Below are 13,944 nucleotides of genomic sequence, written 5' to 3'. Positions count from 1 at the left end.
GATCCGTGCTTTCCTTGACCTCAGGCGCGGGGCCTGAACTCTCCTTGGGAGGATCTGCCCTCATGCGTCGCCCCGCGCAGCACCACCGCACCACCCCCGCACACCCGGCCTGGACCCGCCCCTACACCGGCATCACCGGCCTCGCCGTGTTCTACAACTCCGGCGACACGCCCCAGGTGCCGAGCCCCGCCGACCTCGCCGCACGCACCACACCCCCCGCACCCGCCCCGCCGAGCGGAGGCCCGGAACCGCTGATCGACCGCGAAACCGGCCTCGCCATGACCCAAGCCCGCTTCAGCAAAATCATGACGCGGGAGAACGCCAAGGGCCGCAACGCCGCCTACCGGGAACTCGCCGAAGCCGCCGGCATCCCCTTCGACCCCGACAGCTTCGACGCCGGCAAGTTCGGCCAAATGTTCAAGGACGCGGAACAGGCCCGCCAGGCGCAGCTCAGCGAGGAGCAGCGCCGCACCGAAGCCGCCGCCGAACGGGAGAAGGCCGCCGAAGCCCGCGAGGCCGCCGCCGCCGAACGCGAAGCAGCAGCCGCCCGCCGGGACCGCGACAGCCTCATCCGCGCCGCCCTCGTGCGCCTCGGCGCCACCGGAGACGACCTCGACGACGCCGCCGCACTCCTCCGCGTCGCCGACGACGCCGACTCGACGGCCATCACCGAAGCCGCCGAGAAACTGAAGGAACGACGCCCCGTCCTCTTCGGTACGCCCGCCGCGCCGCCCGCGCTGCCGCCCGCCCCCGGCGGGGCCCCGGCCGGCGGACCGCCGCAGCGCACCCCCGCAGGCGGCAAGGACGCCATCACCCAAGCCGCCCGCCAGCGAGCCATCGCCATGGGCCTGCGCACCAACGACGCAGCCTGACCGACCACGCTCCACCCGCACCACCATTGGGACCACGCCCCGAACCCCCGTGGACGGCACCACGCAGGTGCCCTCACATACCGCGTACTCGCGAAAGGGGCTACGGCGTGGACATCCAGCCGTACACCACCACCGAGACCCTCGCCGTCGGCCGCCCGTGGCTGATGAGCATGCTCGGCATCGAAGCCAACATCAGCGTCACCCTCGACCTCACCGCGTTCGACGAGAACCTCCACTGGACCGAGGCGTCGAAGTACCAGCCCGAGCGGAAGCTCAAGTCCGGGATCCCCCTCGGGCAGAACGCCACGACCAAGCTGTACGAGCCGTACGCCGCCGTCACCAACGAAGTTCAGTCCGTCACGATCACCGGCGGCCCGACCGGCGGAACGTTCACGCTCACGTTCTCCGGGCAGACCACCGGCGCGATCGCCTACAACGCGACCGCCGCCACGGTGCAGACCGCCCTCGAGGCCCTGTCGAACATCAACCCGGGCGACCTGGCGGTCACCGGCAACGCCGGCGGACCGTACGCGGTCACCTTCGGCGGCGCCTACCTTGGCGACAACGTCGCCCAGATGACCGCCACCGCCTCCCTCACCGGCGGTACCACCCCGGGCGTCACCGTCGCCACCACCACCGCCGGCGGCACCCCCACCGCGTCCGACGGCACCCAGAAGTTCGCCGGATTCCTCTTCACCGAGGTGTCCTTCTACCCCGGCTCCACGAAGGTCGCCGCGCCGCTCATGGTCCACGGCCAGATCGACGTGCCGAAGCTCCCCGTGGCCTTCGACCCGGCCGACGTCCCGGCCGGATCCAACACCCAGTTCGTCTACAAGATCTGACCAGGAGACGCCACCATGCCGAACGACATGCTGGAGCTCCTGCTCCGCGACATCAGCCCGACCGAGATCCAGGCGTTCGTCCGGGCCCTCCAGACCCCCGCCGACTACGCCCTGACCCTGTCGGTCATGCCCGAACGCACCATCGACTCCGTCAAGTGGGAGACCCACGGCACCCGCCGGCGGGTCGCCGCCGCCTCCTACCGGGCGTGGGACGCGCAGACGAAGGTCGCCACCCGCGAGATCACGCAGTTCGCGACCTCCGGCAAGCTCCTCCCGCTCGGCCAGAAGTACATCGTCGGCGAGTTCGAAACCATCCTCGAGAACCTCGACCGCGGCATGGACAGTCGCGACCTGGTCAACGCCGTCTACGACGACGTCGCCGCGCACTTCCTGTCCGTCAAGAAGCGGCTCGAGCTCGCCGTCGGAGACCTCCTGACCGACGGCAAGTTCAGCCTCACCGGCGAGAACGGCCTCACACTGGAGGCCGACTACAAGGTGCCGGCCGCGAACATGCCGACCGCCCCCATCCCCTGGACCGACCCGACCGCCGACATGCTCGGCGACGAGATGCGGTGGATCGAGGTCCTGCGCGCCAGCGGCGCACCCGCCCCGGCCCGCGGGCTTACCTCGTACAAGACGATGGCCCTGGCCATGGGCAACGACTCCTACCGTGCCGCCTACTACGGCTCGGTGAACTCCGCTTCGACCATCCCCACCGCAGTCCTCGCACCCAACGAGGTCAACGTCGTCCGCTCCCGCTACGGCCTCCCGCCGATCACCCCGTACGACGTGAAGATCGAGCTGGACAACGGCACCGACGTGCGGGCCCTGCCCGAGAACATGTTCTTCCTGCTGCCGCCCAACCCGACCCAGTGGGCCGAGACCCAGTACGGACTCACCGCGGACGGCCTCATCCTCTCCAGCGGCGGCAACCCCGCCATCGTGCGTGAGGAGGCACCCGGCATCGTCGTCACCCGCGGCTACCAGGACGACCCGCCGCAGGTGTGGACCAAGGGATCCGCCGCCGCGCTGCCGGTCATGTACGTCCCGGACATCCACATCGCCGCGACGGTGTGGTGACCCATGACCGCCCAGCTCGCAGCAACCGTGTACGTCACGGACCCGGACACGCACCAGACCGTGGAACTGGCCCCGGGGACCAGCCCGGAGCCGCGCCTGGCGGCACTGGTGACGAACCCGGCCGCGTGGGTCGACGGGAAGCTGCCGCGCCTGCCGAAGCCGAAGCAGGACGACCCGCCGGGCCCTACCGGAAACGGCCCGGACGGCGCCTCTGGCGACGTCTCCGGCGCTTCCGCTGACCCCGACAACCCGACCCCCGAGACCGGGGACACCAAGCCGGCCGCGCGGAAGACCGCGGCCAAGAAACCGGCGAGGGGCCGGACGGCCGCCGACGAGGGCACCGGCGGCCAGTAGCGGCGTGCGGGCCCGGAACCCCCTGGTGGGGGCGCCAGGCCGGGCCCGCACCCGCTCACCTCCCCTTCCCACCCCGACCCCCACCCTTGGAGGAGCCGCATGGACGCCGCCGTACGCGCCTGGCTCGTCTCGCAGCTCGGCCCCAGCACCGACCTCGTCGACCTGGCCGCCCGCTACCAGCGCCTCGGCAACGCCCGCGCGGTCGCCCTCGAAGTCCTCTATGAGCGCAAGGCCGCTCTGATCGGGCAGCCCAGCAGCGTCACCGTGACCAGCGTCGTCTCCGTCAACTTCACCGGGAACATTGCCGCCCTCGAGAGGCAGATCGCCCTCCTTGAGGAAGGGATCCCGTCAGCACCCGACGACCCGGACACCGACAGCCCCACGAGCGGCCCCGGCGTGATCCAACTCGTCGAACGGCCCCGCCGATGACCACCCCCGTACGCGGCCGCCGCACCCTCCGCTCCCGCCTCCTGACGTTCATCACCGACGCTACCCGCCGCCTCACGGCCGCCTGGCGGATCCTCACTACCGCCCAGAACCGGCTCCTCGACACGCTCGCCGCGATCCGGCCCGGCCGCAACGCCGCCGCCCGCATCCGCGCCGCCCAGACCGCGTTCCAGCGCAGCATCGCCGACTTCAACCGGACCGTCGGAGCGTTCGCTGAACGATGGGCCGCCACCGACCTCCCCCTCGCCTACCGGGAAGGATCCCTGGCCATGCTCGACCGCGCGGACCGGCCCCACCGCCTCTGGTCCTGGACCACCCGGCACCAAGCATCCATCACCAGCATCACCGCCCAGTACTACGCCGACCTGATGGGCCGCCTCCAAGAGGCCGTACGGCGCGCGCAGGCGTTCCTCCGGGCCGCCATGACCGCCTCCCGCAACCGCGTTGACCGCTACACCTACGGCGCCTTCAACCGGGCCGCACTGCGCCGCGAACACCCACTCGACACCGTCATCTACGCCAACAACGCCCGCCACCCGGTCGACGCGTGGGCGGGCGCCGCCCTGTCCTGGCAGGCCGTCACCACCGCCAATGCGGGTGCGGTCGCCACCGCCTACGAACAGCTCGCCTGTACCCAGGTCAAGGTCCGGGACGGCGCCGACTGCGGATGGACCTCCCACCGGGACCCGGACCGGGCCGACGGCACCATCCGCGACATCCACGACGCGCTCACACACCCCACGGCCCACGCGCACTGTGTCCGCGAGTTCCTGCCCCACTTCGCACGCCCCACGCTCACCCCTGGAGCCCTCGCATGACTCTGCTTTGCCTTGAGCTGAAGACTTTTTCACAGCGTGCCGAAAAGATCACAAAAACTAGTAAAGGGGGTCGAACTGCTCTGGTCAGCGTCGGGATCGCCGCTGATGACGGGCGCTGCTTCTACGCGGTGAACCGAGAGTTGGATTTCCATCAGGCGTCGGCATCTCTCCCCTGGGAGGCCATCGAGGCCCTTCCTGTCGCCAAGGACCCTCTCAGACTTGACTGGGACGACTCCGAAGTGATGACCATGGAGAAGATCAAAGAGTTGTTCGAAGCCTTCATCGCCAGAACGGACAACCCTCAGTTTTGGTCCGCCTACGGCAACGGTGACCTCCGGGACCTGCGTGACGTATTCGGCTACTACACCGACTGCCTCTACCCACCAGGGTTTCCCCGTTGGATCTCCAGCGCGCGAGAACAGCTCGCCCGAGTCATAGACGCCATTGGGTATCGGGATCCTGATCTGTTTCACCAGCTACGAGCAACGGGTGAGGCCGGGTACGGGGCGCAGCAGTCGCGTCGGCATCATGCGTTCGCTAACGCGCACCACACGCTCCGCGAGCTTCAGAGGTGCGAAGCGCTGGCCAAGGAGAACGGTGTAGACACCAGCGTTCGTGAGCCAGCCCGGCTGGACTGGAGCTTTGTCCGGGCAGCGGTCGGGCAGGTACGGGAGAGGGCGGAAGCATGACCGAGCCGAGCATGAGCGACGGGCAGCACCGAATCTCCATCACCAGTGACCCGGTCAGTACTCGATTCCTCCTTGACGAGGTCGACGTCAGCCGCCACCTTCAGGGCTACACAATCGAGCACCGGGCCATGCAGCCGCCCGTCGTCGTTCTCTACGCGCACCCCAACGCCGCAACCGTATTCGACGGCCTCGCGCACGTCGCTGTCGGCCAATTTCAAGACAGGGACTCGGGGCAGACTGTCGCCGACTTCCTCGCCAGCATCGACCCTGCCCAGCTCGAGCGCGCAGCCCTCGACCGGCCGGACCTCGGCGGCGGCAAGCACGAGGTCACCCGGGCGATCCTGGCGCAGCTCGCCGACTGGGCGCAGGGGAGCAGCTGATGGCCGGTCTCGATGGCGCGCTCGCAGGCGTCACCCAATGGCTTGAGGGCAACCTGCTCATCGACACCGTCCGCGTCACCCTGCCCGGCGTCGGCGCACCGGTCCTGAACACCGACACCGGTGAGCTCGAGTACCCGCTGGGCACGGTGCTGTACGACGGGCCGGGCGCGGTCGTCTCTGCCAGCGGCACCACCGAGCACGCCGCGATCCCCGACGCGGTCCAGCAGTGGGTGCAGCAGACCAAGCTCACCTACTTCCTCCTCACCCCCCTGACCGCGCCGATTCCCCCAGAACACGCGGTCGTCACGGTGACCGCCGTGCACGACCCGAAGCGGACCTCGCTCCTCGGCCGGACCTGGACGTGCGCGGCTCCCGGCATGGTCAGCACCGTCGAAGTCGTCCGCAAAACCGTCCTCGACCAAGACCGTGTCTCGGCGGACGCCCCGTGACCCCGGACGAACTCGCCTCGCGCCTCGACCGCGCCGCTACCGACCTTGGCCCCGCCATCGAACGGGCCGTGCAGCATGCCGGTGAGCTCGGCCGTGCTCTGATCCGCGCGAACGCCTCCGGCCGGCCCGGACCGAATATCATCACCGGCCAGTACTGGGCGTCCTGGCAGACCCAGACCCGGGCCATCCCCCACGGCGCGCAGTGCACCATCGGCACCGACCGTCCGCAGGGCCGGCGCCTGGAGTTCGGATTCTTCGACATGACCGACAGCCTCGGCCGCCACTACTACCAGCCGCCCTTCCCGCACGTCGGGCCCGCCGTCCCCGCCATCCAGAGTGCGCTCCGTGCAGGCATGCTGAGCGCAGTGAGCGAGGTGCTCTCGTGATCGCCCGGCTTCCGGTGACCACAGCACTGGCCGAACTCGTCACCACAGCCACCGGCTTCCCCGTGGGCCGCGGGCAGAAGCCGAGCCAGGACCCGCCGTACTACCTGCTGCACTCCATCCACGCGCAGGTCTCCGGGGCACCATTCGCCGACCGGGGCGAGGACTCCTCGCTCGTCTACCAGCTGACCGCCGTGTCCGGGCCCGATCCGGCCCGGCCCGGCTCCTACGGAGTCGCCGACCAGGCCGAGCTGATGGCCGACCGGGCCCGCACCGCGATCCTCGGCCGCGACCCGACGACAGGCCGCTGGCTGCACGACCTGACCGTGCCCGGCGCCCGCGTCATCGGCCGAAACCTCGACGTCGAAGCGGGGGCAGCATCGGACGCATCCGATGGAATCATGAGTTACGCGCTGAGGATCAGGCTGGACCTGACCTCCTGACCAGCCCCTGGGGCCGGTTGTAGTACCGCACCGCGGCGGGACCCCACGCGGACGCCACCACGCAGGTGGCCGCACCCACACACCCACCGTGTAAAAAGGGGACTCGTTCCGCGCCGCGCGGGGCAGCCCCGGGACAAGGGGCCCCGATGCCTGTCAAGAAGTACATGCGGCGAGGAACGTCGAAGTTCTTCTTCCTCCCGACGATCGCCGCGACCACCATGATTCCGACCCGGGCCGAGATCACCAGCGGCACGGAGTTCTCCGAGTTCATCGCCGCGATGGACGGATGGACGGTCTCCAACAACGAGATCGAAACCCCGAACATGGCGGACACCTACGACGGAACGATCCCCGGCAGCGACAAGGCCGAGTCCTCCAGCTTCACGTTCTACGAGGACGAGGAAGAGTCCGAGGTCGAGGAACTCCTCGCGAAGGGCACCGTCGGCTACATCGCCATCTTCCGCAAGGGGGACGTCCCGACGAACAAGTCGATGGACATCTTCCCGATCCGGGTCGCATCGCAGTCACCCCAGTACACCGCGGACAACGAAGCCGCAAAGTTCATGGTGACCTGCTCCATCACCTCCCGCCCTGTGCAGGGCGCCGCCGTCCCGGCCGCCACCTGACACCCCTTCCGCCCGCAGCTCCCGGCCGGGCCCCCGGCACGCACTGGGAAGGGGCGCCGCCACGGTGCCCGGCCGGGTCCCCCTTCCCCTGACGGAGACAGAGACATCCCATGAGCAGCACCGCGAAAAAGACCGCTCCGGCCAAGCCGGCCCCGCCCGCCGCCGCGGTCGCGCAGGACGCGCACTGGGCCGCGAAACGCGAACGGCTCCGGGCCCGGCAGCGGCCCACCGCGAAGATGACCATCTGCGACGACCACCAGGTCAAGGACGCACTGAACGCCGTCCTGTACACCCAGACCCGCCTCCGGGAACGCCTGGCCGCCGACCCCACCAACAAGGACCTCACCGAAGCCGCCGAGCACGCCGACGCGGAGGCCGAAGCAGCGCAGGCAGCATTCGACGCTGTGGCCGACGTGCTGGTCTTTCAGGCACTCGAGCGGACCGAGTTCGAAGACCTCAAAGCGGCGCATCCGCCGACCGAGACGCAGGCCGACGACGGCGCGACCGCGAACGCGGAAACCCTCGGCCCCGTCCTCATCTCCCGCTCCTCTCTCGACGGCATCACCGAGGACGACGCCCGCCACTTCCTCAACACCTGGTCCGCCGGCGAGGCCGCCCGCCTGTTCCAGACCGCGTGGGACGTGCAGTCCGAGGTGCGGTTCGACGTGGGAAAAGGCTGATCGCGGATGAGCGGCTCCGCGCCGAACTCGAACTGTGCGACCGGTGGGGCATCCCCCACTCCCAGTTCAAAGGCGCCGGCACCGGCCGGTGGACGGCCCGCGACCGCGAGAAGGCCCTCGCCTACCGCGCCTACCAGCGCACCGTGTGCCCGCAGTGCGGCACCCGCGAATCCGACTGGGACCCCGACCTCGGCGGCGACCCCTACGCCTACGTCGCCCAAGTCCACAAGTGCTGGGGCTGCGAAGAACTCCAGGCCCGGCAGAAGGAGATCCCGGAGGGCGCGGCGGGCGCCGGGCTGAAGGTCGTGCTGCTTCCGGCGTCGGTGGCTGCGGCCCTGGACGTGCAGCAATCCCTGACCTGACCAGCAGAACAAACTCAAGCCGATGAGAGGAGGGCGGTCCGGTGGCGCAGTGGAACCTGAGCGTGGACCTGCGCGGCCAGGGGGCCAGCCTGGCGCGCACCCTGCGGCAGAACGCCACGCACGCTCGTACCCTCGCCGCCGCGACCCGCGCCGCAACTGGCGAAGTCCGCACCCTCAGCCGCACCACCAGCAGCGCCGCCGGAACCGTCCGGTCCCTGGGCACGGCGGCCTCCGCCGCACGCCGCGACGTCGGTCGGCTCGGCTCCACCGCCCGCTCCACCACCGGCGATATCACCCGAGTCGGGGGTGCCGCCGACATGGCGCGGGCCCGGCTGATCCGGATGGCCGGTCAGGCCCGTGACGCAGCCCGCGACATGCGCGACCTCGCCGCCGCGGCGGCCCTCGCCGAGGCGCAGCTGCGTGCGGCCGGAAGCGACGTACGGATCACGGCCCGGCTCGAGGACCGGACCGGGCCCGGCACGGCAGCCGTACGTGCCGCCGTCAACGACCTCCAGCGCCTCAGCCCCGTACGCCTCTCGGTCGCGTTCGACGGCGATCCCGCGCAGATTACTGCCACAGCCACGGCCATGCGGGACCTGCACAGCGACTCCGAACGCGCCGGAACCGCCCTCGCCACCCTCACCGGTCACGCTGCTGCGGCCGCGGCAGCGCTGCGTCAGGTCACGGACGCAGCCCAGGACACCTCCCGTGCGCTCCGCACCCTCCGAGGGCGAGCCGCCGCAACCGCCGACGCCCTGGACGACCTGCGTAACCGTGCACTGTTGGCCGCCACTGGGCTGCGGTCCCTGAACACTGCGGCCCGCAGCGCCGACGGCCACCTCAACACGCTGTCCGGGCGCACGCGGACACTGCGCTCCGACATGGACGACTTGGACGGTGCACTGACCCGCGTGCACGGGCGTATGGGCGGCCTGCGCGGCACCGTCAGCGGCCTCGGCTCCTCAACCTCCAGCGCCAGCAGCGGCACCCGAAACCTGGCCGCCGGAGTGATCGCCCTGGCGACCGCCCTGATCCCGGTCGCCGCGTCGATCGCGCCGCTCGCCGCCGGCCTGACCGCCGCCGGTGCGGGCGCGGTCGCGTTCGGCGTAGCGGTCGCGGGTCAGATCAACGCACTCAGTGAGGCCACCGACGCCCAAGACGCCTACGACAAGGCGGTACGGGAGCACGGCAAAGCATCCCCGGAAGCGGCGAAAGCCGAGAAGGAACTCGTCCGGCAGATGCAGGAGATGCCTCCGGCGACCCGCCGGGCCGCAGCAGGCCTGTCCGTCCTCAAGGACGAGTACACGGGCTGGTCGAACGCGCTGGCCGGGGACACCATGCCGCTGGCCAACAAGTCGTTTTCCATCCTCGCCGCCCTGTTCCCGAAGATGACCCCCCTGGTCAAGGGCACCTCCCGCGAACTGGACCGGTTCCTGAACATCGTCGCCGGCGGGATGAACACCGACAGCTTCGACCGGTTCATGGCCAGCTTCGCCGAGTTCTCCGAAGAATCTTTGGCGAAAGCGAACAGCGGCCTCGTCCGCTTCACGCAGTCCCTGGACACGGGGGAGATCGGCGGCTCGGTCGCTGAGTTCATGCGCTACGCCAAGGAGAACGGTCCGCTCGTCGGGGACACCCTCACGGCACTCTCCCAGGCCCTGGTGCACCTGCTGGTTGCCGCCTCCGACGTAGGGGTCGGCATGCTCCAGGCCGTCAACGTGTTCGCGAAGCTCGTGGACGCCGTCCCCACCAGCCTCATCTCCGCCCTCCTGCAAGTAGCTGTCGCCGTCAAGGCCGTGAATCTCGCGATGGCGGGCTTCGCCATCGTCGGCCCCGTGATGGCCACCGCCGCCACCAACACCACCCGGTTCATCCGCTCCGCCCGATTCGGAGGCGTCGCCACCGCGATCTCGAGCGTGACCGCCAGCCTGACCGCGATGCAGAAGGCCAGTATCGTCCTCGCAGCGCTCGCCCTGGTGGCAATGGGCATCAGCAAGCTCGCCGACAAGGCCAAGGGCGCCCCGCCGGACATCGACAAGCTGGCCACGTCACTGAAGAACCTCGAGTCGGCCGGAAAGTTCGGCGGCGAACTCAAGAAGACGTTCGGTGACATGGACGGCTTCGTCGAGAAGGCCAGCCGGATGCGCGGAGAAACCGAAGCGCTCGGCAAGGCCCAGGACCTGCTGAAGTTCACCGGAGTCGGTGACGGCGTCGCAAAGGTCACACAGAAGCTGGACGAACTCACCCGCGGCACCAAGAGCCTCAGCGCCACCAAGGAAGACTTCAAGGCGTTCGACGAAAGCTTCGCGTCGCTGGTGTCGGGCGGGCACGCGGACCTGGCCGCCGAGCAGTTCAGAAGGTTCGCCGACGCGCTGCGGGCGGCCGGCTGGTCCACGAAGGACATCAACAAGATGTTCCCCGAGTACCAAGCCGCGGTCACCTCACTGAAAGCGGAGAACGAACTCGCCGCCCGCAGCATGGGCGTGTTCGGCGAGCAGGCCCAGGCGACGAAAGCGAAACTGGACGCACAGAAGGCGTCCGCCGACGGGCTCCGGCAGGCCATCGTCGCCCTGAACGAGGCGAACCGGGCCAGCCTCGGCGGGATGATCGCTTTCGAGCAGGCAATCGACGACGCGGCGAAAGCCGCCCAGGAGAACGCGGGCTCGCTGCGCATGTCGCACGGCGAACTCGACCTGAACTCGGAAAAGTCCCGCAACGCCGCGACCGCCCTCCAAGACCTCGCGACGAAGACGGACGAGGCGGCGACCTCGGCCCGGGAGTCCGGCCAGTCATGGGAGTCCGTCAACGGCATCTACGAACGCGGCCGGCAAAAGCTCGTCGACACCGCCGTCCAGATGGGCCTCACCCGCGGCCAGGCCCAGGCCCTGACCGAAGAGCTTCTCCAGGTGCCGGAGAAGAAGACCACCACGATCGAGATGCGCCGCGAGGACGCCATCGCCGGTCTGGACGCGGTCATCGCGAAGATCAAGGCGACGCCGGGTGCGAAGTCCGTCACCGTGAAAGCCCTCACCGCCGACGCGATATCCCTGCTGAACAGCCTCGGCTACAAGACGAAAACCCTGCCCGACGGGCGAGTCGTGGTCACCGCGAAGACCGGCAGCGCCCTGGCCGGGATCGGCGCCGTGCAAGCGGCCCGCGACCGGCTCAGCGACCGCAGCATCACCATCACCACCACCTACGTCAAGCGCACCGTGTACGACACGGACGCCAACGGCGTCCCCGACATGGTGCAGGCCCCCCGGAAGAACGCCCGCGGCAGCATCCTCGACTTCTACGCCGCCGGCGGCACCAACCGCGCCGGGCGGCGCGAGAACCACGTCGCGCAGATCGCCCCCGCCGGCGCCTGGCGGGTGTGGGCCGAGCCCGAAACCGACGGCGAAGGCTACGTGCCGTTCGCCCGGTCGAAGCGCACCCGGTCCCGCGCCATCACCGAGGAGATCGTCCGCCGCCTCGGAGGAGACCCCGACGGCATCCAGTGGAACGCCGCCGGATCCGTCACGGACTGGCGCTACGACCCCACCACCGGCTCCCTCTACAGCCCCAGCGACGCCGGCGCGGCGGGCAACAAGACGAAGAAGGTGAAGGGCAAGGACGTCTCCTACTTCGACCTGGCGGCGGTCGAGAAGAAACTGAAGTCGACGTCGGCCGCGACCCGCGCGTGGAACAGAGACCTCGAGAAGGTCGCCGACCGGGTTGGCGGTGACGTCGCTGATGCCCTCGCCGCGATGGGCAAGGACGGTGTCGCGCTCACCAAGAAGATGGCCAACGGCTCCACGAAGTACATCAACGACATGGCCGCCGCCCTGCGTAACCTGGCCACCACCGCGAAAGCGTCCCTGTCGGACTACACCCGGCAGGTCACCAAGGCCACCGCCACCGACAACGCCTTCGCCGCAAACCTGGCCAAGCTCGCCGGGCAGGGCTACGGGGAACTCGCCAAGCAGCTGGCCGCGCAGAATGACACCGCCGCCCAGCAGCTCGCCGCCGCGGCCGTCAAGGACAAGAAGAAGGCCGCCTCCGCGAACAGCGCCGCGAGCAAGGCCAACAACGCACTCACCAACGACCAAGTGCAGGACCTGGTGGCCATCATCGCCGCCGTGAAAACGTCGAAGACCGGCATCCACGACGTCGCCGGCACGACCGGTCTCGGTGAGGACGTCATCATCGCCGTCGCCTCCAAGGCCACCGCGCAGATCAAGTCCGCCCTCGGCTCCCGCGCCACGAAATTCCTGGCCGACCTGGCGCGCGGCCAGAAAGGCATGTCGTACGCGGACGGCGGCATCCGCGCCGGCATGTACGCCACGCAGGGCGGCATCATCCGCTTCGCCGAACCCGAGACGCACGGAGAAGCGCTCATCCCGCTCGGCCGCAACAAGCGAGGCCCGGCTACCCGGGTCCTCGCCGATGTGGCCAGCCGGTTCGGCGTCGGCCTGACCGACGCCTCCACAGGCCGACCCGTCGTCATCATCCGGCAGAGCGGCGACACCCACGTCACCCTCAACCCGGTCCGTACCGAAGCATCCGCCACGGACATCGCCGCGCAGGTCGGCCGCTCCGTACGGCGCGCCAACAGGGGAGGGGTGGCAGCCCGTGCCAGAGCTTGACCTGGCCGACTGGCAGTACGACCTCGGCGGTGTCCTCATCGGCGCCGGAACCCCGGTCGACGTCATCGAAACCTCCGGCCTGGGCCGGCCACCGGTCCGCGACAGCGACGTCGACCAGCCGTCCATGGACGGCATGTTCGCCGGCCCCGACTACTGGTCGGCCCGGCAGGTCCAGATCGATGCCGCGATCCGAATCCCGGGCGACCCGAACGCCTGCCACGACATGGTCTCCGTTCTCCAGCAGGCCGCCGCCAACCCGGCCGTACGCCTCACCGGCGGCGTCGGCATGGTGCTGCGGATCAAACGGCCCGGACGGCCCGTGAAACGCCTCACCGGCCGCCTGCGCCGCCTGGACCCCGAGTACAGCCAAGTCATCCACGGCTACGTGCCCCTCGACGTCGAGTTCACCGCGCAGGACCCCACCTTCTACGCCGACACCGAAACCACCACCGAGATCCCCCTCGGCTGGCTCACCGGCGGCGGATTCGCCGCCCCCGTCACCGCACCGATCTACGTACAGTCCGGGACGGTGGCCGCGGACCGGCCCGGCTGGGCCTACAACCAGGGCGATACCGACGCATGGCCGATCATCCGTATCACCGGCCCGTGCGCCACCGTCACCATCACGCACGCCGAATCCGGCCGCCAGCTCGCCTTCCCCACCCTCAACCTCAACGCCAGCCAGTGGATCGACATCGACACCCGGCCCGGCTACCGCACCATCACCCGCGAGAACGGCGGCAACGCCTCCGCCTACCTGGCCGCGTCCTCCCGCATCGACCTGTTCTCCCTGCCGCCCGGACAGTCCGAGATGCGCTGGACCGCGTTCGACAACACCAACACCGCCCGCATGCGCCTGACCTGGCGCGACGCCTACACCGCCCTCTGAGGAGA

The 13,944-nt window shown here is 69.8% G+C and carries 16 protein-coding genes; all 16 read left to right on the top strand.

Annotated features, from left to right (window positions below):
- Positions 1 to 62: 62 nt before the first annotated feature.
- The 16 genes from ACU6P3_RS32790 to ACU6P3_RS32715 all read left to right on the top strand — a co-directional run bounded on the left by ACU6P3_RS32790 (position 63) and on the right by ACU6P3_RS32715 (position 13,939).
- Positions 63 to 872, top strand: coding sequence for a hypothetical protein (locus tag ACU6P3_RS32790; protein WP_447198297.1), 810 nt, complete (start codon positions 63 to 65; stop codon positions 870 to 872).
- Between the two features lie 107 nt (positions 873 to 979).
- Positions 980 to 1,714, top strand: a complete 735-nt coding sequence (locus ACU6P3_RS32785) for a hypothetical protein (RefSeq protein WP_447198296.1) — start codon at positions 980 to 982, stop codon at positions 1,712 to 1,714.
- A 15-nt stretch (positions 1,715 to 1,729) separates the two neighbouring features.
- Complete coding sequence (locus ACU6P3_RS32780; protein WP_447198295.1) at positions 1,730 to 2,794, top strand: major capsid protein; 1,065 nt, start codon at positions 1,730 to 1,732, stop codon at positions 2,792 to 2,794.
- A 3-nt stretch (positions 2,795 to 2,797) separates the two neighbouring features.
- The gene (locus ACU6P3_RS32775; protein WP_447198294.1) at positions 2,798 to 3,148 is read left to right on the top strand and encodes a hypothetical protein; all 351 of its coding nucleotides are present in this window, start codon (positions 2,798 to 2,800) and stop codon (positions 3,146 to 3,148) included.
- A 99-nt stretch (positions 3,149 to 3,247) separates the two neighbouring features.
- A complete protein-coding gene (locus ACU6P3_RS32770; RefSeq protein ID WP_447198293.1) occupies positions 3,248 to 3,577 on the top strand; it encodes a hypothetical protein in 330 nt (109 codons plus the stop codon).
- Positions 3,574 to 4,413 carry a hypothetical protein gene (locus ACU6P3_RS32765; protein ID WP_447198292.1) on the top strand — a complete coding sequence of 280 codons (840 nt, stop codon included), beginning with the start codon at positions 3,574 to 3,576 and terminating at the stop codon, positions 4,411 to 4,413. Before ACU6P3_RS32770 ends, ACU6P3_RS32765 begins: the two co-directional genes overlap by 4 nt.
- Positions 4,410 to 5,102 (top strand): hypothetical protein, encoded by a 693-nt coding sequence (locus ACU6P3_RS32760; protein ID WP_447198291.1) that lies wholly within the window; start codon positions 4,410 to 4,412, stop codon positions 5,100 to 5,102. Before ACU6P3_RS32765 ends, ACU6P3_RS32760 begins: the two co-directional genes overlap by 4 nt.
- Complete coding sequence (locus tag ACU6P3_RS32755) at positions 5,099 to 5,482, top strand: hypothetical protein (protein WP_447198290.1); 384 nt, start codon at positions 5,099 to 5,101, stop codon at positions 5,480 to 5,482. Before ACU6P3_RS32760 ends, ACU6P3_RS32755 begins: the two co-directional genes overlap by 4 nt.
- Positions 5,482 to 5,931: a DUF6093 family protein gene (locus ACU6P3_RS32750; RefSeq protein ID WP_447198289.1), complete on the top strand. Its 450-nt coding sequence runs from the start codon at positions 5,482 to 5,484 to the stop codon at positions 5,929 to 5,931. Before ACU6P3_RS32755 ends, ACU6P3_RS32750 begins: the two co-directional genes overlap by 1 nt.
- Complete coding sequence (locus ACU6P3_RS32745) at positions 5,928 to 6,317, top strand: HK97 gp10 family phage protein (RefSeq protein ID WP_447198288.1); 390 nt, start codon at positions 5,928 to 5,930, stop codon at positions 6,315 to 6,317. The genes ACU6P3_RS32750 and ACU6P3_RS32745 overlap by 4 nt, the downstream gene beginning before the upstream one ends.
- Positions 6,314 to 6,757 (top strand): hypothetical protein, encoded by a 444-nt coding sequence (locus ACU6P3_RS32740; protein WP_447198287.1) that lies wholly within the window; start codon positions 6,314 to 6,316, stop codon positions 6,755 to 6,757. Before ACU6P3_RS32745 ends, ACU6P3_RS32740 begins: the two co-directional genes overlap by 4 nt.
- Before the next feature lie 146 nt (positions 6,758 to 6,903).
- Positions 6,904 to 7,383 carry a phage tail tube protein gene (locus ACU6P3_RS32735; RefSeq protein WP_447198286.1) on the top strand — a complete coding sequence of 160 codons (480 nt, stop codon included), beginning with the start codon at positions 6,904 to 6,906 and terminating at the stop codon, positions 7,381 to 7,383.
- A 110-nt stretch (positions 7,384 to 7,493) separates the two neighbouring features.
- Positions 7,494 to 8,063, top strand: a complete 570-nt coding sequence (locus ACU6P3_RS32730) for a hypothetical protein (protein WP_447198285.1) — start codon at positions 7,494 to 7,496, stop codon at positions 8,061 to 8,063.
- The gene (locus ACU6P3_RS32725) at positions 8,018 to 8,425 is read left to right on the top strand and encodes a hypothetical protein (protein WP_447198284.1); all 408 of its coding nucleotides are present in this window, start codon (positions 8,018 to 8,020) and stop codon (positions 8,423 to 8,425) included. The genes ACU6P3_RS32730 and ACU6P3_RS32725 overlap by 46 nt, the downstream gene beginning before the upstream one ends.
- A 41-nt stretch (positions 8,426 to 8,466) precedes the next feature.
- Positions 8,467 to 13,050, top strand: a complete 4,584-nt coding sequence (locus tag ACU6P3_RS32720) for a hypothetical protein (RefSeq protein WP_447198283.1) — start codon at positions 8,467 to 8,469, stop codon at positions 13,048 to 13,050.
- Positions 13,037 to 13,939: a phage tail family protein gene (locus ACU6P3_RS32715; RefSeq protein WP_447198282.1), complete on the top strand. Its 903-nt coding sequence runs from the start codon at positions 13,037 to 13,039 to the stop codon at positions 13,937 to 13,939. Before ACU6P3_RS32720 ends, ACU6P3_RS32715 begins: the two co-directional genes overlap by 14 nt.
- Positions 13,940 to 13,944: the final 5 nt, after the last annotated feature.

The organism is Streptomyces hebeiensis (assembly GCF_052983195.1).
The sequence above is the reverse complement of the archived record's forward strand: the minus strand, read 5'-3'. Positions and strand labels throughout refer to the sequence as shown.

What these genes read in the sequence shown, in the direction of transcription:
- ACU6P3_RS32780 (WP_447198295.1), top strand. Translation starts at nt 1,730, where the DNA reads ATGCCGAACGACATGCTGGAGCTCCTGCTCCGCGACATCAGCCCGACC.
- ACU6P3_RS32730 (WP_447198285.1), top strand. Translation starts at nt 7,494, where the DNA reads ATGAGCAGCACCGCGAAAAAGACCGCTCCGGCCAAGCCGGCCCCGCCC.
- ACU6P3_RS32790 (WP_447198297.1), top strand. Translation starts at nt 63, where the DNA reads ATGCGTCGCCCCGCGCAGCACCACCGCACCACCCCCGCACACCCGGCC.
- ACU6P3_RS32735 (WP_447198286.1), top strand. Translation starts at nt 6,904, where the DNA reads ATGCCTGTCAAGAAGTACATGCGGCGAGGAACGTCGAAGTTCTTCTTC.
- ACU6P3_RS32775 (WP_447198294.1), top strand. Translation starts at nt 2,798, where the DNA reads ATGACCGCCCAGCTCGCAGCAACCGTGTACGTCACGGACCCGGACACG.
- ACU6P3_RS32770 (WP_447198293.1), top strand. Translation starts at nt 3,248, where the DNA reads ATGGACGCCGCCGTACGCGCCTGGCTCGTCTCGCAGCTCGGCCCCAGC.
- ACU6P3_RS32765 (WP_447198292.1), top strand. Translation starts at nt 3,574, where the DNA reads ATGACCACCCCCGTACGCGGCCGCCGCACCCTCCGCTCCCGCCTCCTG.
- ACU6P3_RS32750 (WP_447198289.1), top strand. Translation starts at nt 5,482, where the DNA reads ATGGCCGGTCTCGATGGCGCGCTCGCAGGCGTCACCCAATGGCTTGAG.
- ACU6P3_RS32755 (WP_447198290.1), top strand. Translation starts at nt 5,099, where the DNA reads ATGACCGAGCCGAGCATGAGCGACGGGCAGCACCGAATCTCCATCACC.
- ACU6P3_RS32760 (WP_447198291.1), top strand. Translation starts at nt 4,410, where the DNA reads ATGACTCTGCTTTGCCTTGAGCTGAAGACTTTTTCACAGCGTGCCGAA.